The following is an 18,070-nucleotide window of genomic DNA, read 5'->3' on the forward strand; positions in this document are numbered from 1 at the left end:
GTTGTCCTGCACGGCAATGCAGGATTGCCTGTCGCCCGCGTCGGACGGAAACGACGCGGGAGCGCCGCCCTCTCAGGCAATGGCGGGATAGCGCCCCGTGCCTTCGGGCCAGGGCGTCAGCACCTCGAAGCCGTCTTCCGTGACCGCGACCATGTGCTCCCACTGCGCCGACAGCGAATGATCGCGCGTGACCACCGTCCAGCCGTCGGGCAGTTCGCGGGTCTCGCGGCGGCCGGCGTTGATCATCGGCTCGATGGTGAAGACCATGCCGGCCTCCAGCCGCAGGCCCTGGCCGGGCTGGCCGTAGTGCAGCACCTGCGGATCGTCGTGGTAGATCTGGCCGATGCCGTGGCCGCAGTACTCGCGCACGACGCTGAAGCGCTCGCGGTGCGCAACGCTCTGGATCGCATGACCCACGTCGCCCAGCGTGGCGCCGGGACGCACCTGCAGGATGCCGGCGCGCATCGCCTCGTAGGTGGTGTCCACCAGGCGGCGCGCCAGCGGGCTGGGCTCGCCGACGAAGTACATGCGGCTGCAGTCGCCGAACCAGCCGTCCTTGTTGACGGCCACGTCGATGTTGATGATGTCGCCCTTCTTCAGCACCTTCTGCGCCGAAGGCACGCCGTGGCAGACCACGTGGTTGACCGAGGTGCACACCGTCTTGGTGTAGCCCTGGTAGCCGACGTTGGCGGGCACCACGCCCTGCACATTGACGATGTGGTCGTGGCAGATGCGGTCGAGCTCCTCGGTGGTGACGCCGGGCTTCACATGCTCCCCGATCATCGCCAGCACCTCGGCGGCGAGCCGGCCCGCAGCGCGCGCCATCGCGATTTCGTCGGGCGACTTGAGCGGTGCGGCGGCGGTCCTCATGCGCGCGCCCCGGCCAGCTTGCGTGCGGCGGGCGCGGCAGCGGGCGCGGGCGGCGGTTCGACGAGGCCGGAGACGGTGGCCAGGTCGAAGCCGCCGGCCTGCTCGGCGCGGATGAGCAGCTGGCAGATCTCGCGGTGATCGAGCTCGGGGTGCAGCTCGGCCAGCATGCCGATGCGCATCCAGTGCTCGGCCTGCGCGTTGATGGAACGGCTCAGCGCATTGCCCGCGACGCGCAGGTTCTCATGCATGAGGTCTGAAATCTTGACGATGCCCATGGTTTGTTTCTATATACGAAATGTATATGAATCATATCAAACCGGGCGGCGGGCTTCAACACCGCGACGGGGGTAAGCCCGGTGAAGCGGTTCGATCTCGTTTGATACGATTTTTCGCAAGGCGCCCACCTCGAGCGCGTTGGAGACAAGATGGACCCGAGCAGATCCGATGCGCAGGCGCTGTACCGCGTCATGGTGCGCATCCGCGCTTTCGAGAACGCCGCCGAAGCGGCCAGCCAGGGCGGCGTGAGCGCCTATGGCCAGCAGGCCGCGGGTGCCGCCAAGGTGCGCGGGCCGCTGCACCTGTCCACCGGCCAGGAGGCGGTGCCGGCCGGCGTGTGCGCCCACCTGCGCGCCAGCGACTACCTCACTTCCACCCATCGCGGCCACAGCCACACGCTGGCCAAGGGCGCGGACCTCGCGCGGATGATGTGCGAGCTCTTCGGCAAAGCCACCGGCTTCAACGGCGGCAAGGGCGGCTCGATGCACATCGCGGACTTCTCGGTCGGCATGCTGGGCGCCAACGGCGTGGTGGCGGCAGGGCTGCCGATTGCCGTGGGCGCGGCGCATGCGCAGAAGCTGCTCGGCAAGGGCGACGACATCACGGTCTGCTTCTTCGGCGACGGCGCCATCAACCGCGGGCCCTTTCTCGAAGCGCTGAACTGGGCGCGGGTGTACGAGCTGCCGGTGCTCTTCGTCTGCGAAGACAACCGCTGGAGCGCGACCACCGCGAGCGGGCCGATGACGGCGGGCGACGGCGCTTCGGTGCGTGCCGAGTCGCTCGGCATCGCCGCCACGCAGGTCGACGGCAACGACGTGTTCGCCGTGCACGAAACCGCCGCGCGGCTGGTGAGCGAGGTGCGCGCCGGCGGCGGCCCGCGCCTGCTGCATGCGCTGACCTACCGCGTGAAGGGCCACGTGTCGGTCGACCTCGCGGCCTACCGCGACCCGGCCGAACTGGCGGCGGCGCTGGAAACGGACCCGATCGCGCGGGCGCGCGGCCATCTTCTTTCGGCGGGCATCGCCGCCGCCACGCTCGACGCCATCGAGAACGCCGCGCGCGACGAGGTCGACACCGCGCTGGCCGTCGCCGACGCCGCGCCCTGGCCCGACGCCGGCGCCGCCTTCACCGACGTGCAGACCACCGGAGCCGGCCAATGGCATTGACGAAGCAGGACCTGAGCTATTCCGAAGCCGCCCTGCTCGCGCTGCGGCGCGAGATGGAGGCCGACCCGCGCGTGGTCGTGCTCGGCGAGGACGTGGGCCGCGGCGGCATCTTCGGCCAGTACAAGGGGCTGCAGCAGCACTTCGGCACCGGCCGCGTGATCGACACGCCGATCAGCGAGGCCGCGATCATGGGCGCCGGCGTGGGCATGGCGCTCGCGGGGCTGCGGCCTGTGGTCGAGATGCGCGTGGTCGACTTCGCGCTGTGCGGCATGGACGAACTGGTGAACCAGGCCGCCAAGAACCGCTTCATGTTCGGCGGCCAGGGCCGCGTGCCGCTGGTGGCGCGCATGCCGGGCGGCATCTGGGATGCGTCGGCGGCGCAGCACTCGCAATCGCTGGAGGCGTGGTTCGCGCACCTGCCGGGCGTGGTGGTGGTGTGCCCCTCGACGCCGCAGGACAACCACGGCCTGCTGCGCGCGGCGCTGCAGTGCGGGGACCCGGTGGTCTACATCGAGCACAAGACGCTGTGGGGCGTGCGCGGCGAGATCGACGAAAGCATCGCGGTGCCGCTGGGCAAGGCCGCGCGTGTGCGCGAGGGCGATGCGCTCACGCTGGTGAGCTGGAGCCGGCAGATGCAGGCCTGCGCGGACGCCTGCGATGCGCTGGCCACCGAAGGCATCGCTGTCGACCTGATCGACCTGCGCACCCTGTGGCCGTGGGACCGCGAGACGGTGCTGTCGTCGTGCGCGCGTACCGGCCGTCTGCTGGTGGTGCACGAGGCGGTGCAGGCGGCGGGCTTCGGCGCCGAGATCGCGGCCAGCGCGGCGGAGGCCACCGGCTGCCGCGTCGCGCGGCTGGGCGCGCCGCGCATTCCGGTCGGCTATGCGCCGGTGCTGGAGGCGCAGTCGCGCGTGGGCGTGCCGGCCATCGTGGCCGCCGCGAAGAAGCTGGCCGGCTGAGGTCCGGCCGCAGCGCAGGCGCGATGGACCCGCTCTTCTTCAAGCTGGTGCGGGTGGTCAACCTCACGGCGCGGCCTTTTCATGAGCGCGTGGGCCGCGAGCACCAGCTCACGCTGAACGAGTGGCGCACGATGGCCGTGCTCGGCGCCCAGCCCGGGCTCAACGCCACGCAGGTCGCCGACCAGACCGGCCTGGACAAGATGGCGGTGAGCCGCGCGCTGGCCGGACTCAAACGCCACAAGCGCGTGCAGCGCCATGAAGACCCGACCGACCAGCGCAGCAGCCGCCTCTACCTGACCGCGACCGGCAAGGCGCTGCATGAGCAGGTCGCCGCCCTGGGCCGCGAGCGCGAGGCAGCACTGTTCGCCGGAGTCGATGCCACCGAACTGGCCCAGCTGGACGCAACCCTGGACAAACTCATCAAGGCCGTCCAGCGCAGCAATTGACGAAGGCACGCCAGCCGTGCCCCCTTCCAGAACACCGAGGAACCGGCTCCGCCGGGCCTCAGGTGTTGCCCCCGGCAGGGGGAAGGCGAAGCGACACGAAGTGCGCGCAGCCTGGGGGCGAGCCAGTGTCATGCGGCAAAGCCGCCGTCGATGTTCAGGCCCGCGCCGGTCACGAACGCGGCTTCGGGGCTGGCCAGGTAAGCCACCATGCCGGCGATCTCGTCGGCGTGGCCATGGCGGCCGATGGCCATGAAGCCGTGCATGGTGGCGGCCATCGGGCCGCTGGAGGGGTTCATGTCGGTGTCGACCGGGCCGGGCTGCACGTTGTTGACCGTGATGCCGCGCGGCCCCAGGTCGCGCGCCAGGCCCTGCACCAGCCCGGTCAGCGCCGACTTGCTCATCGCATACACGCTGCCGCCGGCAAAGGGCATGCGCTCGGCGTTGGTGCTGCTGATGTTGACGATGCGCCCGCCCGTGCCCATGTGCGCCAGCGCCGCCTGGATCGCGACGAACACGGCGCGCACGTTGACCGCGATGGTGCGGTCGAAATCGGCCAGCGAGAACTGCTCGACGGGGCCGAGGTGCAGCACGCCCGCGTTGTTGACCAGGATGTCGATACGTCCGCCGAAGTACCCGGCGGCCCGGTCGATGCCGGCCTTGAGCGCGTCGGCGTCGGCACTGTCGATCTTCAGCGCGAGGGCGCGGCCGCCCTCGGCCTCGATGGTGCGCACCAGTTCGTCGGCCGGCGCGCCGGAACTGGCATAGCTGAAGGCCACGGCGGCACCGTCGCGCGCCAGCCGGCGAACGATGGCGGCACCGATGCCGCGCGAACCGCCGGTGACGAAGGCGACCTTGCCGGCCAGGACGGGGGAAGAAGAAGAAGCAGAAGAGACGTTGCTGGAAGCCATGATTTTTTCCGATCTGTTGGAGGAAGAAGGCCTCCAGTCTCTGCCTTTCATTGCATTGCCGGTAGCCGGCAATCGCGTCAATCAAATTCAACTGAAAGTTGAAAATCGGCATGAAAATGCGCGCATGGAACCGCTCAATCACCTCGAATCCTTCGTGCAGAGCGCGGAGGGCGGCAGCTTCTCGGCCGCGGCCCGGCGCCTGGGCCTCACGCCGGCGGCGGTCAGCAAGAACGTGGCGCGGCTCGAGGCGCGGCTGGGCCTGCGGCTGTTCCAGCGCAGTACGCGCAGCCTCACGCTGACCGAGGGCGGCGAGCGCTTCCTCGCGCAGATCGGCGGCGCGCTCGCCACGCTGCGCGAGGCCGTGGCCGGCATCGACACCGACGACGGCCAGCCCGCCGGCACGCTCAAGGTGAGCATGGGCCAGGCTTTCGGGCGCGCGCATGTGCTGCCGATGCTGGGCGACTTCATCGCGCGCTACCCGGCCATCGTGCCGGACTGGCATTTCGACAACCAGCAGGTCGACCTGGTCGGCGAGGGCTTCGACGCGGCCATCGGCGGCGGCATCGAACTGTCGGCGGGGCTGGTGGCGCGCGAACTGGCGCGCGTCCACCAAGTGGCGGTGGCGTCGCCGCGCTACATGGAAGGACGCAACATGCCCCGGCAGCCGTCGGACCTGGCGGCGCTCGACGCCTTGCTGCGCCGCTCGTCGCCCACGGGCCGCGTGCGCGGCTGGACGCTGCAGCGCGTGCGCGCCAACGCCCGCGAGGCCGAGATCACGGTCGAGCTGCCCCGCCCGCGCGCCGTCTTCAACGACCCCGAAGCCCTGGCGCAGGCCGCGCTCATGGGGCTGGGCGTGGCGATGCTGCCGATGCCCTTCGTCGAGCGCAGCCTGCGCGGCGGCGAGCTGGTGCGGCTGCTGCCCGAGTGGTACCAGGACACGGGCGCGGTGTGGCTCTACTACCCGAGCAAGAAGCTGCTGCCGCCGAAGACGCGGGTGTTCGTCGACTTCGTGCTCGAGCGTTTTCGCAGCGAACGCTTCGCCCAGCGCATGCAGGTGGCCTGACCGTTGCGCCCACGGGGTTTTCACCCGCGACGCAGGCAGCGCCCCCATGTACAAACGCGCGCATGACTTCTTTCTCTTTCCTTTCCTCGCCTTCCAATCGCCGGACCGCGCTCGCGGCCTCGGTCGCCACCGCACTCGCCCTCATGGCCGCACCGTCCTGGGCCCAGAGCAACTGGCCTACCAAGCCGGTGCGCATCGTCGTGCCGTTCGCGGCGGGCGGCACCACCGACATCCTGGCGCGCGCGATCGCGCCGGAGCTCTCCAGGGCCCTGGGCCAGCAGTTCATCGTCGACAACCGCGCCGGCGCGGGCGGCAACCTGGGCGCCGAGATCGTGGCGCGCGCGCCCAACGACGGCTACACGCTGCTGATGGGCACCGTGGGCACGCACGGCATCAACCGCGCGCTCTATCCCAAGCTGGCCTTCGACCCGATCAAGGACTTCGCGCCCATCACGCTGGTGGCCGCCGTGCCCAACGTGATGGAAATGAACGCCGACAAGGCCAAGGCGCTGAACATCCACAACGTGCAGGACTTCATCAAGTACGCCAAGGCCAACCCCGGCAAGCTGAACATGGCGTCCAGCGGCAGCGGCACGTCGATCCACCTGGCGGGCGAGCTGTTCAAGAGCATGACGGGCACCTTCATGGCGCACATCCCGTACAAGGGCTCGGGCCCGGCGCTGCTGGACATGGTGGGCGGCAACGCCGACGTGATGTTCGACAACCTGCCTTCGTCGATGGCGCAGATCAAGGCCGGCAAGCTCACCGCGCTGGCCGTGACGAGCGCCCAGCGTTCGCCGGCGCTGCCGGACGTTCCGACGGTGGCCGAGGTGGGGGGCCCGACGCTCAAGGGCTACGAGGCGAGCTCGTGGTTCGGGCTGCTGGCGCCGGCCGGCACCCCGCCCGAGATCGTGAACCGCATTCAGCAGGAAGTGGCCAAGTCGCTGGGCACGCCGGCCATCAAGGAGAAGATGCTCGCGCAGGGCGCGCTGCCGAGCGGAAATTCACCGGCCGACTTCACGAAGCTCATTGCGAGCGAACACGTGAAGTGGGCGAAGGTGGTGAAGGACTCCGGCGCCAAGGTGGACTAACCCCCAGGCTGCGCGCACTTCGTGTCGCTGCGCCTCCCCCTTGCAGGGGGCGACGCCTGCGGCCCGGCGAAGCCGGTTGTGCGGCGTTTCACGACGAAGACCGGGCGCGCGGCTGGGCTGGGATCAGGTCTTCCAGGTCACGTCCTTCTTGTCGGCCAGCGAATCCTTGAGCATGTGAAGCAGGGGGGCTGCACGCTGGTGCAGTCCCACATGCTGCTTCTCGGCCTCGTTGGCATGGCCCTCGACTGCGTAGTCGTCGTGGTTGTGGGCATTGCCGCCTTCGCGGGCCAGTGCGGCCTCCAGCGCGGAAATGGCGCCTGGGATCTGCTCGACGGTGATGATGCCTTGCGGCGCGGCCGGCTTGCCGACGATGTCGAGCAACTGGCGCGCGTGCACTTCGAGCATCACGAAATCGGCGGAAGCCCGGGACTGGAATCGATAGAGCATGGTGTTCTCACTTATTTGTAGATGTAATCACGGGCAAAAGGGTACACCGATTGCGCACCGCGCAAGACGCCATGCGCGACATTGCCGTCGGGCTTGGTCGACAGCATCTGGTGCAGCGAAATCCAGCCCTGCTCGAAGCTCATGGCCGAGCCCGCCAGGTACAGGCGGTAGGCCCGCAGCACGCGTTCGGCGTTCTCGCCCTGGCGGCCGCCGCTGCGCCTGAGCACCTCGCGCGCGGTGTCGAGCTGCGCTTCGAGCGCGTCCGACCAGGCCCACAGCGTGCGCGCGTAATGCGGGCGCAGGCTTTCGGTGTCGACCATCTCCAGGCCGGCCGCGGCCGTCTCGCGCAGCACGTGCGTCACGTGCAGCAGCTCGCCGCCGGGGAAGATGTATTTCTCGATGAAGTCGCCCATGCCAGCGCCGAGCTGGCGGTAGTTGAGCTCCCCCGAGGTGATGCCGTGGTTCATGACCAGGCCGCCCGGCTTGAGCAGCGAATGAATCTTCCGGAAGTAGGTCGGCATGTTGGCCGCGCCCACGTGCTCGAACATGCCGACCGACGAGATCTTGTCGAAGGGCTGCTCGGCCGACAGCTCGCGGTAGTCGCGCAGCTCGACGCGCACCCGGCCCTGCAGGCCCTTTTCCTCGATCAGCCGCTGCACGTGCGCATGCTGGTTCTTCGACAGCGTGATGCCGGTGGCATCCACGCCGTAGTGCTCGGCGGCCCACAGCAGCAGCGCGCCCCAGCCGGAGCCGATGTCGAGGTAGCGCTCGCCCGGCTGCAGCATGAGCTTGCGGCAGATGTGGTCGAGCTTGGCTTCCTGGGCCTGCGCCAGCGTGAGGTCGGGGGTGCGGTAGTACGCGCACGAATAGACCCGGCGCGGGTCGAGCCACAGCGCATAGAAGTCGTCGGAAACGTCGTAGTGGAACTCGATCTGGGCCGCGTCCTTGCGCAGCGAGTGCGAGCCGTGCGACTTGGCCATGTGCTGCAGGCGGCTCCACCAGCCGGTGTCGGTCTCGGCCGGGTTGCCCGGCAGCATGCCCACCGTGGCGTCGATCAGGTCGCGCATGGCGCCTTCGATCTGCACCTTGCCCTCGACGTATGCCTCGCCGATGGCCCCCACCTGCCGGGCCGCCAGCTTGGCAAGCACCGCCCACTCCTTGAAAGCGAGCGTGACGCGGGCCCCCGCCTGGGCGACGCGGCGGCCATCGGGCAACTCCAGCGCGATTGGAACAGGCAGCGAAGCCAGCTGCGACTCGATCTTGGGTATCAAGTGTTGCATGGGCCGATGGTATTGATTTTTCCAAGTTTTTGCATGGCTGCCCGTGTCGGCGGAAGCCTCGAAACGGTGCGCCCTGCCGTTGGTTGCCAACCCGCATTGACAGCAGATTGTTTATGTCTAAACTATTGAAACATGAACAGCCTCAACCCGGTTCAATCCGTCCGCCCCGCTCCAGCCGCGGATCTCCAACGCATCCTGTGCATCGGCGGCGGTCCGGCCGGGCTGTACTTCGCCCTGCTGATGAAGGCGCGCAACCCGGCGCTGCAGATCACGGTGGTGGAACGCAACCGCCCCTTCGACACCTTCGGCTGGGGCGTGGTGCTGAGCGACCAGACGCTGGGCAACCTGCGCGCGGCCGACGCCGAAACCGCGGCGCTCATCGGCAACGAGTTCCATCACTGGGACGACATCCAGGTGTTCTTCAAGGGCCGCCAGGTGCGCTCGGGCGGCCACGGCTTCTGCGGCATCGGCCGCAAGCGGCTGCTCAACATCCTGCAGGAACGCTGCCTGGCGCTGGGCGTCGACCTGGTGTTCGAGACCGACGCCACCGACGACCAGGCCATCGCCGCGAAGTACAAGGCCGATCTCGTCATAGCCAGCGACGGCCTCAACAGCCGCATCCGCCAGCGCTATGCCGACGTGTTCAAGCCCGACATCGATCTGCGCAACTGCCGCTTCGTGTGGCTGGGCACGCACCAGACTTTCGACGCCTTCACCTTCGCCTTCGAACAGACCGAACACGGCTGGTTCCAGGCGCATGCCTACCAGTTCGACGACAAGACCTCGACCTTCATCGTCGAGACGCCCGAGGCCGTATGGAAGGCCCACGGCCTCGACCAGATGGAGCAGCCGGAGGCCATCGCCTTCTGCGAGAAGCTGTTCGCCAAGTACCTGGGCGGCCACTCGCTGATCAGCAATGCCACGCACCTGCGCGGCTCGGCGAACTGGATCCGCTTTCCGCGCGTGGTGTGCGAACGCTGGACGAACCGCATCGAGGTCGACGGCCGCTCGGTTCCCGTCGTGCTGATGGGCGACGCCGCGCACACCGCGCACTTCTCGATCGGCTCGGGCACCAAGCTCGCGCTGGAAGACGCCATCGACCTGGCCAACGAATTCGCACAGGGCGGCACCGTCGACCATGTGCTCGAAGGCTACGAGGCACGCCGCAGCGTCGAGGTGCTGAAGATCCAGAACGCCGCGCGCAACTCGACCGAGTGGTTCGAGAACGTGCCGCGCTACACCGGCATGGAGATCGAGCAGTTCGCCTACTCGCTGCTCACGCGTTCGCAGCGCATCAGCCACGAGAACCTGCGCGTGCGCGACACGCAATGGCTCGGCGGCTACGAGCAGTGGCTCGCGGGCGGCAAGGCCGTGCCGCCGATGCTCATGCCCTACAAGGTGCGCGGTCTCACGCTGAAGAACCGCATCCTCGTGTCGCCCATGGCCACCTACAGCGCGGTCGACGGCGTGCCTCAGGACTTCCTGCTGGTGCACCTGGGCGCGCGCGCGCTCGGCGGCGCCGCGATGGTGTTCGTCGAAATGACGAGCCCGACGCCCGAAGGCCGCATCACCCCGGCCTGCACCGGCCTCTACAACGACACGCAGCAGGCCGCCTTCAAGCGCATCGTCGATTTCGTGCACACGCAGTCGAGCGCGAAGATCGCGATGCAGCTCGGCCACAGCGGCCCCAAGGGCTCCACGCGCGTGGGCTGGGAAGGCACCGACGAGCCGCTCGAAAGCGGCAACTGGCCGCTGCTGGGCGCCAGCGCCGTGCCGTACGGCGAACAGAACCAGCTGCCCGCCGCCATCACGCGCGCCGAGATGGACACGCTGCGCGACCAGTTCGTCGCCTCGACGCGCCGCACGCTGGAAGCCGGCTTCGACTGGCTGGAGCTGCACTGCGCGCACGGCTACCTGCTGTCGGCCTTCATCAGCCCGCTCACCAACCTGCGCACCGACGAGTACGGCGGCGACATCGAAGCGCGCTGCCGCTATCCGCTCAAGGTGTTCCGCGCCATGCGCGCCGTGTGGCCCGCGGACAAGCCCATGAGCGTGCGCATCTCCGCGCACGACTGGGCGCCAGGCGGCAACACCGACGCCGACGCGGTGGTGGTCGCGCGCCTCTTCAAGGAAGCGGGTGCGGACTTCATCGACGTTTCGTCCGGGCAGACGACGCGCGCCGCCAAGCCGGTGTACGGCCGCATGTACCAGACGCCCTTCTCCGACCGCATCCGCAACGAAGTGGGCATCGCGACCATTGCCGTGGGCGCCATCACCGACGCGGACCAGGCCAACAGCATCATCGCGGCCGGCCGCGCCGACCTGTGCGCCGTCGCGCGCCCGCATCTCGCCGACCCGGCCTGGACGCTGCACGAAGCCGCCAAGCTGCAGAGCCGCGAAGTCGACTGGCCGAAGCAATACCTGAGCGGCCGCGACCAGATGTACCGCGAGATCGCCAAGCAGCAGCAGATGGCTGCGGCAGCCGCGGCGAACCCCGAGGAGACGCACTGACATGGACCTCGAAGCGCGCGCGCACAGCGAACACCCCGAAGCCCTGCGGCTCTGGCTGCGGCTTCTCACCTGCACCCAGCTGATCGAGAAGCAGGTGCGCAACGAACTGCGCTCGCAGTTCGCGACCACGCTGCCGCGCTTCGACCTGATGTCTCAACTCGAGCGCTCGCCCGACGGCCTGAAGATGAACGAGCTCTCGCGCCGCATGATGGTGACGGGCGGCAACGTCACCGGCATCACCGACCAGCTCGTGACCGAAGGGCTGGTGGAGCGCATCAATGTCGAGGGCGACCGCCGCGCCTGGCGCGTGCGCCTCACCGCGCGCGGCCGCAAGCTCTTCAACGAGATGGCGCAGCAGCACGAAGACTGGATCGTCGAGGCCTTCGCGGGCCTCAGCGGAAAAGAGATCGCGCAGCTGCACAAGCTGCTCGGCAAGGTCAAGCAACACTCACACAACCAATCGATGGCGGAGACGGAATGAAGCACTACATTGGCGCAGGCAACCCCATGCGCGCGCAATTCGAAGCGAAGGCTGCCTACAAGGCCGAGCACTTCGCATGGAGCTACGAGGCGGGCGTCGGCACCATCACCCTGAACCGGCCCGAGCGCAAGAACCCGCTCACCTTCGACTCGTATGCCGAGCTGCGCGACCTGTTCCGCGCGCTGGCCTACGCGACCGACGTGAAGGTGATCGTGGTCACCGGCGCGGGCGGCAATTTCTGCTCGGGCGGCGACGTGCACGAGATCATCGGCCCGCTGACCGGCATGCGCATGCCCGAGCTGCTGGAGTTCACGCGCATGACGGGCGACCTGGTGAAGGCCATCCGTTCGTGCCCGCAGCCCATCGTCGGTGCGATCGACGGCGTGTGCGCCGGTGCGGGCGCGATGATCGCGCTGGCCTGCGACCTGCGCTACGGCTCGCCCGCCACGCGCACCGCATTCCTCTTCACCCGCGTGGGCCTCGCTGGCGCGGACATGGGCGCCTGCGCGCTGCTGCCGCGCGTGATCGGCCAGGGCCGTGCTTCGGAACTCCTGTTCACCGGCCGCGCCATGACCGCGCAGGAAGGCCACGCCTGGGGCTTCTTCAACGCGCTGCACGAAAGCGATGCGTTGCTCGAGGCCGCCACCAAGGTGGCGCGCGAGCTGGCCGAAGGCCCCACCTTCGCGCACGGCATGACCAAGACCATGCTCGCGCAGGAATGGTCCATGACCATCGACCAGGCCATCGAGGCCGAAGCGCAGGCACAGGCCATCTGCATGCAGACCGAAGACTTCAAGCGCGCGTACGAAGCCTTCGCGGCCAAGCGCAAGCCGGTGTTCGGCGGAGACTGAAGCCATGATGACCAAGGCACCTGCCCCACCGTCGACAGTGCACCTGGCGCTGCCGTTCTTCGACGACGCGCATCGCGCGCTGGCCGAAGGCCTCTTGCCCTGGGCTGCTGCGCAGGAGGTCGACGAGCACGACGACCGCGCCGCCTGCCGTGACTGGGTCCGCCGCCTCGGCGACGGCGGCTGGCTGCGCTACTGCGTGCCGGGCACATCGGGCGGCGCGCTCGAGCGGCTCGACTCGCGCGCCCTCGTGCTGCTGCGCGAGACGCTCGCATTCCATTCGCCGCTCGCCGACTTCGCATTCGCGATGCAGGGCCTGGGCAGCGGCGCCATCACGCTCGCTGGCACGCCCGAGCAGCACGCCGATTACCTGACGGCCGTGGCCAAGGGCAGCAAGATCGCGGCCTTCGCGCTCAGCGAACCCGAAGCAGGCTCCGACGTGGGCGCGATGGCGATGCGCGCCGAGCCCACCGCCGATGGCTGGAAGCTCAACGGCGAGAAGACCTGGATCAGCAACGGCGGCATCGCCGACTTCTACTGCGTGTTCGCGAAGACCGATCCTGCAGGCGGCACGCGCGGCATCACCGCGTTCATCGTCGATGCGACGACGCCGGGCCTCGACACCTCCGCGCACATCGACGTGATGGCGCCGCATCCGCTCGCCACCTTGCGCTTCGAGAACTGCGTGGTGCCGCGCACCGCCCAGCTCGGCGAGCTCAACGGCGGCTTCAAGCTCGCGATGCGCACGCTCGACATCTTCCGTGCATCGGTGGCCGCGGCCGCGCTCGGCATGGGGCGACGCGCACTGGCCGAAGCCATCGCGCATTCGAAGAACCGCCGCATGTTCGGCCAGACACTCGCGGATTTCCAGCTCACGCAAGCCAAGCTCGGCGAGATGGCCGCGCTGATCGACGGCGCCGCATTGCTCACCTATCGCGCGGCATGGATGCGCGACGACGCCGAACGGCGCGGCACTCCCGCTGTCGGCGACGTTTCGGCCGCCGCCGCGATGGCGAAGATGTGCGCCACGGAAAACGCGAGCCGCGTGATCGACATGGCGCTGCAGATGCATGGCGGCCTCGGCGTGAAGGTTGGCACGAAGATTGAGAGCCTCTACCGCGACATCCGCTCGCTGCGCATCTACGAAGGCGCGACGGAGGTTCAACAACTGATCATTGGCAAATCCGTTCTGCGGGGATAAATACCGTGTCTGCCCAAGTCGACCGCTTCGTTCACGACCGCCTGCCGCCAGCCGCGCAGCTGCCCGTCTTTCGCTACGACCTGCCCGAGTTGCAACTGCCCGACCAGTTGAACCTGGTCGAGGAACTGCTCGACAAGGCAACTGCCAGGGGCTTCGGCGACAACCCGATGCTGCGTTCGCCTCAAGGCACGCTCACCTATTCGCAAGCGGCCGTCGAGGTCAACCGCATTGCGCAGGTACTGACGGAAGACCTCGGGCTGGTGCCGGGCAACCGTGTGCTGCTGCGCGGCGGCAACTCGGTGGCGATGGCGCTGGCTTGGCTCGCAGTGGTGAAGGCGGGATTGATCGCTGTCGCCACGATGCCGCTGCTGCGCGCAAAGGAACTGGGCGAGATCATCGAGAAGGCACGGCCCGTCGCCGCCCTGTGCGATGGCCGTTTGCTCGACGAACTCGCGATCGCGCAGCGGGAGCATCCGGTGCTCGCCACCGTGATCGCATTCAACCAGCCCGATGCACCGGACTCGCTCTCGTCGCGCGCCGCGAAGAAGAGCGGCGTGTTCACCGCATGCCCCACGGCATCGGACGACATCGCGCTGCTCGCGTTCACGTCGGGCACCACGGGCAAGCCGAAGGCGCCCGTGACCACGCATCGCGACGTGCTCGCGATGTGCCAGACATGGCCGCGCCACGTGCTCAAGGCGCGCAGCGACGACATCGTGGTGGGCTCGCCGCCGCTGGCCTTCACCTTCGGGCTTGGCGGGCTGCTGGTGTTTCCGATGTGGGCCGGTGCCTCGGTGTACTTTCCCGATGCTCCGTTCTCGCCCGAAGGGCTCGTGAAGCTGATCAACGAGGTTGGCGCGACCATCAGCTACACCGCGCCCACGTTCTATCGCCAGATGGCGCCGTTCGTGAAGCAGCACGGCATGCCGAGCCTTCGCATCAGCGTGAGCGCCGGCGAGGCGCTGCCCGACGCCACGCGTCAGCTATGGAAAGAGGCCACGGGCATCGAGATGCTCGACGGCATCGGCGGCACCGAGGTGTTCCACATCTACATCTCGGCTGCAGGCAACGAGGTGCGCCGCGGCGCAGTCGGCAAGGCGGTGCCGGGCTTCACTGCGAAGGTGGTGGACGACGCCGGCAACGAGGTGCCGCACGGCACCGTCGGCAAGCTGGCGCTGCAGGGGCCCGTGGGCTGCCGCTACCTCGACGATCCGCGCCAGGCCGACTACGTGAAGAACGGCTGGAACTACCCGGGCGATTCGTTCGTGCAGGACGACGACGGCTACTTCTTCTACCAGGCGCGCGCCGACGACATGATCATCACGGCCGGCTACAACGTCGGCGGCCCGGAGGTGGAAGATGCGCTGCTGAAGCACCCCGCCGTGGCGGAGTGCGGCGTGATCGGCAAGCCGGACGCGGACCGAGGCATGATCGTCAAGGCCTTCTGCGTGCTCAAGCCCGGCCATGAAGGCGATGCAGCCCTGGTGAAGACGCTGCAGGACCATGTGAAGGCGACGATCGCGCCCTTCAAATACCCCCGGGAGATCGAGTTCGTCACGGCGCTTCCGCGCACCGAGACTGGCAAGCTCCAGCGATTCAAACTGAGACAACCCAACACAACATCATGATCAACAAACTCCTGCAGCCCGAAGGCTGGTTGCCTCCCAAGGGCTATGCGAACGGCGTCGCCGCACGCGGAACGATGCTGTTCGTCGGCGGCCAGATCGGCTGGAACGCGCAGCAACAGTTCGAGTCGGACGACTTCATCGACCAATGCGGCCAGGCGCTGCGCAACATCGCCGAAGTGCTCCGCGCCGGCGGCGCGGGCCCCGAGCACATGGTTCGCATGACCTGGTATGTGACGGACCGCGACGAGTACAGCCGCCGGCTCTCGGAGCTGGGCCCGGTCTATCGTGATGCGATGGGGCGCAACTTCCCGGCAATGACTTGCGTGCAGGTCGCGGCGCTGGTGGAGCACCGCGCGAAGGTCGAGATCGAGGTAACGGCGGTCATTCCGGACTGACGCCGCGTAAGGCAAATTCCAGAAACAGAAAAGCCCTCTTTGCGAGGGCTTTTTCAATTCATTTGCCAGCCAAGAAAAAAGGCCCTTTGAAATTCAAAGGGCCTTTTAAATTGGTTGCGCGAGCAAGATTTGAACTTGCGACCTTTGGGTTATGAGCCCAACGAGCTACCAGGCTGCTCCATCGCGCGGCAAGAATAAATTATAGCTTATTCAGCAGCGTTTTGCTCAGCTGCGTCTTCTTTAATTTCAGGACGGTCCACGAGTTCGACCAGCGCCATCGGCGCGTTGTCGCCCACGCGGAAACCCATCTTCAGAATGCGCGTGTAGCCGCCCGGACGGGCTGCGAAACGCGGGCCGAGTTCACCGAAGAGCTTCACCACGCTGTCGCGGTCGCGCAGGCGGTCGAAAGCCAGGCGCTTGTTGGCCAGCGTGGGCTTCTTGGCGAGCGTGATCATCGGTTCGATGACGCGGCGCAGTTCCTTGGCCTTGGGGACCGTGGTCTTGATGACTTCATGCTCGATGAGCGAGTTCATCATGTTCTGCAGCATCGCGAGGCGGTGCGAGCTGGTGCGGTTGAGTTTGCGAAGTCCGTGTCCGTGACGCATGGTGCTTTCCTTTACTTTATAAAAACAGGCAGCCGTGTCAGGTACTGCCCGGTGCACTGGCTCTTTGGGGAGCCAAATTCAAAAATTCAAATCAACGCTTGTCGAGACCGGCCGGGGGCCAGCTTTCGAGCTTCATGCCCAAGGTCAGGCCGCGGGAGGCAAGCACTTCCTTGATTTCGTTGAGCGACTTGCGACCCAGGTTCGGGGTCTTGAGCAGCTCGTTTTCGGTGCGCTGGATCAGATCACCGATGTAGTAGATGTTCTCGGCCTTCAGGCAGTTCGCCGAACGCACGGTGAGTTCGAGCTCGTCGACAGGGCGCAGCAGGATCGGGTCGAACTGCTGTGCGCTTCGCGGTGCCGGTGCGTCGAATGCAGCGAGTTCGCCGCCTTCGAGCTGCGCGAACACTGCGAGCTGCTCGACCAGAATTTTAGCCGAAGCGCGAACTGCGTCTTCCGCGGTGATCGCACCGTTGGTTTCGATTTCGACGAGCAGCTTGTCCAGGTCGGTACGCTGTTCGACACGGGCGCTTTCGACCGTGTAGCTCACGCGCTTGACGGGCGAGAACGATGCGTCGAGAACGATGCGGCCGATCGACTTGGTCGGCTCGTCCGCGTAGCGGCGCATCGTGCCGGGCACGTAGCCGCGACCCTTTTCGACCTTGATCTGCATGTCGAGCTTGCCGCCTTGCGACAGGTGCGCGATCACGTGGTCGGGGTTGATGATCTCGACGTCGTGCGGGGTCTGGATGTCCGATGCGAGCACCGGGCCTTCACCGTCCTTGCGCAGGCTCAGCGTGACTTCGTCGCGGTTGTGGAGCTTGAACACCACGCCCTTGAGATTCAGCAGGATGTTGACGACATCTTCCTGCACGCCGTCGATCGACGAGTACTCATGCAGAACGCCAGCGATCGTGACTTCGGTGGCCGAGTAACCGACCATGGACGACAGCAGAACGCGACGCAGCGCGTTGCCGAGCGTGTGGCCGTAGCCGCGCTCGAAAGGCTCGAGCGTGACCTTGGCCTTGTTGGCGGCAAGTTGCTCGACCTGGATGGTCTTGGGTTTCAGCAGGGTGGTTTGCATGCAGACTTCCTCTCAATACCCCCGGCTCGTTACACCGGTAAGGCTGGTGAAGCACCTGATCCGCGACGAAGCGCGGAGCAGGAACGTGAACAACAATATCAATCTCCCGCCGGCGCGAACGCGCCGAGGCGGGTAGAAAAAATCAACGCGAATACAGTTCGACGATCAGCGATTCGTTGATGTCGGCTGCGAATTCGTCGCGATCGGGCACCTTCTTGAACGTGCCTTCGGCCTTGTCGGCATTCACGTCGACCCAGGCCGGAATACCGACTTGCTGGGCGAGTTGCAGCGCTTCGACAATGCGGTTCTGCTTCTTCGACTTGTCGCGCACGGCGATCACGTCACCGGTCTTGACCAGGTACGACGGGATGTTGACCGACTGACCGTTCACCGTGATCGCCTTGTGCGACACGAGCTGGCGCGCTTCGGCGCGGGTCGAGCCGAAGCCCATGCGGTAGACAACGTTGTCCAGGCGCGATTCGAGGATGAACAGCAGGTTGGCGCCGGTGTTGCCACGGCGGCGGTCGGCTTCTTCGAAGTAGCGGCGGAATTGCTTTTCGAGCACGCCGTACATGCGCTTGACCTTCTGCTTTTCACGCAGCTGCAGACCGTAGTCGGAGGTGCGCTGACCCGAGGTGCGACCGTGCTGGCCGGGCTTGGAGTCGAACTTGGCCTTGTCCTGGATGGAGCGGCGGGCGCTCTTCAGGAACAGGTCGGTGCCTTCACGGCGGGAAAGTTTGGCCTTGGGGCCGAGGTAACGTGCCACGATTTTTCCTTTGTGTCATCTGCCGCAGTTGCCTGCGGGAGCCATCTG

19 protein-coding genes and 1 tRNA gene are annotated in these 18,070 nt (G+C 67.2%); 11 read left to right on the plus strand and 9 right to left on the minus strand.

What is annotated here, in order from left to right:
- Window positions 1–72: 72 nt before the first annotated feature.
- Both map and AC1RVW_RS09780 read right to left on the minus strand, forming a co-directional pair.
- A complete protein-coding gene (gene map / locus AC1RVW_RS09775) occupies window positions 73–870 on the minus strand; it encodes a type I methionyl aminopeptidase (protein WP_493199574.1) in 798 nt (265 codons plus the stop codon).
- The gene (locus AC1RVW_RS09780) at window positions 867–1,145 is read right to left on the minus strand and encodes a ParD-like family protein (protein WP_493199576.1); all 279 of its coding nucleotides are present in this window, start codon (window positions 1,143–1,145) and stop codon (window positions 867–869) included. The genes map and AC1RVW_RS09780 overlap by 4 nt, the downstream gene beginning before the upstream one ends.
- A 150-nt stretch (window positions 1,146–1,295) precedes the next feature.
- Here AC1RVW_RS09780 and AC1RVW_RS09785 point away from each other — a divergent pair, with 150 nt between their 5' ends.
- Genes AC1RVW_RS09785 through AC1RVW_RS09795 form a run of 3 tightly spaced genes read left to right on the plus strand, consistent with a single transcriptional unit; the run spans window position 1,296 to window position 3,717 of the window.
- Window positions 1,296–2,312: a thiamine pyrophosphate-dependent dehydrogenase E1 component subunit alpha gene (locus AC1RVW_RS09785; RefSeq protein WP_493199578.1), complete on the plus strand. Its 1,017-nt coding sequence runs from the start codon at window positions 1,296–1,298 to the stop codon at window positions 2,310–2,312.
- The gene (locus tag AC1RVW_RS09790; RefSeq protein ID WP_493199580.1) at window positions 2,303–3,271 is read left to right on the plus strand and encodes an alpha-ketoacid dehydrogenase subunit beta; all 969 of its coding nucleotides are present in this window, start codon (window positions 2,303–2,305) and stop codon (window positions 3,269–3,271) included. Before AC1RVW_RS09785 ends, AC1RVW_RS09790 begins: the two co-directional genes overlap by 10 nt.
- Window positions 3,272–3,294: 23 nt before the next feature.
- On the plus strand, window positions 3,295–3,717 hold the full coding sequence (locus tag AC1RVW_RS09795; RefSeq protein WP_409194455.1) for a MarR family winged helix-turn-helix transcriptional regulator: 423 nt from the start codon (window positions 3,295–3,297) through the stop codon (window positions 3,715–3,717).
- A 128-nt stretch (window positions 3,718–3,845) separates the two neighbouring features.
- Here the strand turns inward: AC1RVW_RS09795 and AC1RVW_RS09800 are convergent, their stop codons facing one another.
- On the minus strand, window positions 3,846–4,625 hold the full coding sequence (locus AC1RVW_RS09800; RefSeq protein ID WP_493199582.1) for an SDR family oxidoreductase: 780 nt from the start codon (window positions 4,623–4,625) through the stop codon (window positions 3,846–3,848).
- 124 nt (window positions 4,626–4,749) lie between these two features.
- On the opposite strand from AC1RVW_RS09800, the gene AC1RVW_RS09805 reads away from it, so the two are divergent.
- Entirely contained in the window at window positions 4,750–5,688 is a 939-nt protein-coding gene (locus tag AC1RVW_RS09805) for a LysR family transcriptional regulator (RefSeq protein ID WP_493199584.1), read from the plus strand.
- A gap of 62 nt (window positions 5,689–5,750) precedes the next feature.
- Window positions 5,751–6,779, plus strand: coding sequence for a Bug family tripartite tricarboxylate transporter substrate binding protein (locus AC1RVW_RS09810; protein ID WP_493199586.1), 1,029 nt, complete (start codon window positions 5,751–5,753; stop codon window positions 6,777–6,779).
- Between the two features lie 123 nt (window positions 6,780–6,902).
- Here AC1RVW_RS09810 and AC1RVW_RS09815 read toward each other — a convergent pair whose 3' ends face one another.
- Complete coding sequence (locus AC1RVW_RS09815) at window positions 6,903–7,226, minus strand: DUF1840 domain-containing protein (RefSeq protein WP_081267439.1); 324 nt, start codon at window positions 7,224–7,226, stop codon at window positions 6,903–6,905.
- An 11-nt stretch (window positions 7,227–7,237) separates the two neighbouring features.
- Window positions 7,238–8,506: a class I SAM-dependent methyltransferase gene (locus AC1RVW_RS09820; RefSeq protein ID WP_493199588.1), complete on the minus strand. Its 1,269-nt coding sequence runs from the start codon at window positions 8,504–8,506 to the stop codon at window positions 7,238–7,240.
- A 132-nt stretch (window positions 8,507–8,638) separates the two neighbouring features.
- Between AC1RVW_RS09820 and AC1RVW_RS09825 the strand changes: the two genes are divergently transcribed.
- From AC1RVW_RS09825 to AC1RVW_RS09850, 6 genes are read left to right on the plus strand one after another with little or no spacing between them, the layout of a single operon-like run.
- Entirely contained in the window at window positions 8,639–11,017 is a 2,379-nt protein-coding gene (locus AC1RVW_RS09825) for a bifunctional salicylyl-CoA 5-hydroxylase/oxidoreductase (protein ID WP_493199590.1), read from the plus strand.
- Between the two features lies 1 nt (window position 11,018).
- Complete coding sequence (locus tag AC1RVW_RS09830) at window positions 11,019–11,498, plus strand: MarR family winged helix-turn-helix transcriptional regulator (RefSeq protein ID WP_081267436.1); 480 nt, start codon at window positions 11,019–11,021, stop codon at window positions 11,496–11,498.
- Window positions 11,495–12,349, plus strand: coding sequence for an enoyl-CoA hydratase family protein (locus AC1RVW_RS09835; RefSeq protein ID WP_081267435.1), 855 nt, complete (start codon window positions 11,495–11,497; stop codon window positions 12,347–12,349). Before AC1RVW_RS09830 ends, AC1RVW_RS09835 begins: the two co-directional genes overlap by 4 nt.
- A 4-nt stretch (window positions 12,350–12,353) precedes the next feature.
- Window positions 12,354–13,547: an acyl-CoA dehydrogenase family protein gene (locus AC1RVW_RS09840; RefSeq protein ID WP_493199592.1), complete on the plus strand. Its 1,194-nt coding sequence runs from the start codon at window positions 12,354–12,356 to the stop codon at window positions 13,545–13,547.
- Window positions 13,548–13,552: 5 nt separating this feature from the next.
- Entirely contained in the window at window positions 13,553–15,175 is a 1,623-nt protein-coding gene (locus tag AC1RVW_RS09845) for an AMP-binding protein (RefSeq protein WP_493199594.1), read from the plus strand.
- Entirely contained in the window at window positions 15,172–15,570 is a 399-nt protein-coding gene (locus AC1RVW_RS09850) for a RidA family protein (protein WP_081267432.1), read from the plus strand. Before AC1RVW_RS09845 ends, AC1RVW_RS09850 begins: the two co-directional genes overlap by 4 nt.
- Before the next feature lie 111 nt (window positions 15,571–15,681).
- Here AC1RVW_RS09850 and AC1RVW_RS09855 read toward each other — a convergent pair.
- From AC1RVW_RS09855 to rpsD, 4 genes are all read right to left on the minus strand, one after another.
- Window positions 15,682–15,758: transfer RNA gene (locus AC1RVW_RS09855), tRNA-Met, on the minus strand.
- An 18-nt stretch (window positions 15,759–15,776) separates the two neighbouring features.
- Entirely contained in the window at window positions 15,777–16,175 is a 399-nt protein-coding gene (gene rplQ / locus AC1RVW_RS09860) for a 50S ribosomal protein L17 (protein ID WP_081267431.1), read from the minus strand.
- Window positions 16,176–16,266: 91 nt separating this feature from the next.
- Window positions 16,267–17,256: a DNA-directed RNA polymerase subunit alpha gene (locus AC1RVW_RS09865; RefSeq protein ID WP_009124827.1), complete on the minus strand. Its 990-nt coding sequence runs from the start codon at window positions 17,254–17,256 to the stop codon at window positions 16,267–16,269.
- Between the two features lie 142 nt (window positions 17,257–17,398).
- Entirely contained in the window at window positions 17,399–18,022 is a 624-nt protein-coding gene (gene rpsD / locus AC1RVW_RS09870; protein ID WP_009124826.1) for a 30S ribosomal protein S4, read from the minus strand.
- Window positions 18,023–18,070: the final 48 nt, after the last annotated feature.

Source organism: Variovorax sp. MPBD4-3, from assembly GCF_058809745.1.

Excerpts from the sequence above, each read along its gene's own strand:
- AC1RVW_RS09795 (WP_409194455.1), top strand. The coding sequence starts at position 3,295 with ATGGACCCGCTCTTCTTCAAGCTGGTGCGGGTGGTCAACCTCACGGCG.
- AC1RVW_RS09825 (WP_493199590.1), top strand. The coding sequence starts at position 8,639 with ATGAACAGCCTCAACCCGGTTCAATCCGTCCGCCCCGCTCCAGCCGCG.
- AC1RVW_RS09850 (WP_081267432.1), top strand. The coding sequence starts at position 15,172 with ATGATCAACAAACTCCTGCAGCCCGAAGGCTGGTTGCCTCCCAAGGGC.
- AC1RVW_RS09780 (WP_493199576.1), bottom strand. The coding sequence starts at position 1,145 with ATGGGCATCGTCAAGATTTCAGACCTCATGCATGAGAACCTGCGCGTC.
- AC1RVW_RS09810 (WP_493199586.1), top strand. The coding sequence starts at position 5,751 with ATGACTTCTTTCTCTTTCCTTTCCTCGCCTTCCAATCGCCGGACCGCG.
- AC1RVW_RS09800 (WP_493199582.1), bottom strand. The coding sequence starts at position 4,625 with ATGGCTTCCAGCAACGTCTCTTCTGCTTCTTCTTCTTCCCCCGTCCTG.
- AC1RVW_RS09865 (WP_009124827.1), bottom strand. The coding sequence starts at position 17,256 with ATGCAAACCACCCTGCTGAAACCCAAGACCATCCAGGTCGAGCAACTT.
- AC1RVW_RS09830 (WP_081267436.1), top strand. The coding sequence starts at position 11,019 with ATGGACCTCGAAGCGCGCGCGCACAGCGAACACCCCGAAGCCCTGCGG.
- AC1RVW_RS09835 (WP_081267435.1), top strand. The coding sequence starts at position 11,495 with ATGAAGCACTACATTGGCGCAGGCAACCCCATGCGCGCGCAATTCGAA.
- AC1RVW_RS09790 (WP_493199580.1), top strand. The coding sequence starts at position 2,303 with ATGGCATTGACGAAGCAGGACCTGAGCTATTCCGAAGCCGCCCTGCTC.
- AC1RVW_RS09815 (WP_081267439.1), bottom strand. The coding sequence starts at position 7,226 with ATGCTCTATCGATTCCAGTCCCGGGCTTCCGCCGATTTCGTGATGCTC.
- map (WP_493199574.1), bottom strand. The coding sequence starts at position 870 with ATGAGGACCGCCGCCGCACCGCTCAAGTCGCCCGACGAAATCGCGATG.
- AC1RVW_RS09820 (WP_493199588.1), bottom strand. The coding sequence starts at position 8,506 with ATGCAACACTTGATACCCAAGATCGAGTCGCAGCTGGCTTCGCTGCCT.
- rplQ (WP_081267431.1), bottom strand. The coding sequence starts at position 16,175 with ATGCGTCACGGACACGGACTTCGCAAACTCAACCGCACCAGCTCGCAC.
- AC1RVW_RS09785 (WP_493199578.1), top strand. The coding sequence starts at position 1,296 with ATGGACCCGAGCAGATCCGATGCGCAGGCGCTGTACCGCGTCATGGTG.
- AC1RVW_RS09840 (WP_493199592.1), top strand. The coding sequence starts at position 12,354 with ATGATGACCAAGGCACCTGCCCCACCGTCGACAGTGCACCTGGCGCTG.
- AC1RVW_RS09805 (WP_493199584.1), top strand. The coding sequence starts at position 4,750 with ATGGAACCGCTCAATCACCTCGAATCCTTCGTGCAGAGCGCGGAGGGC.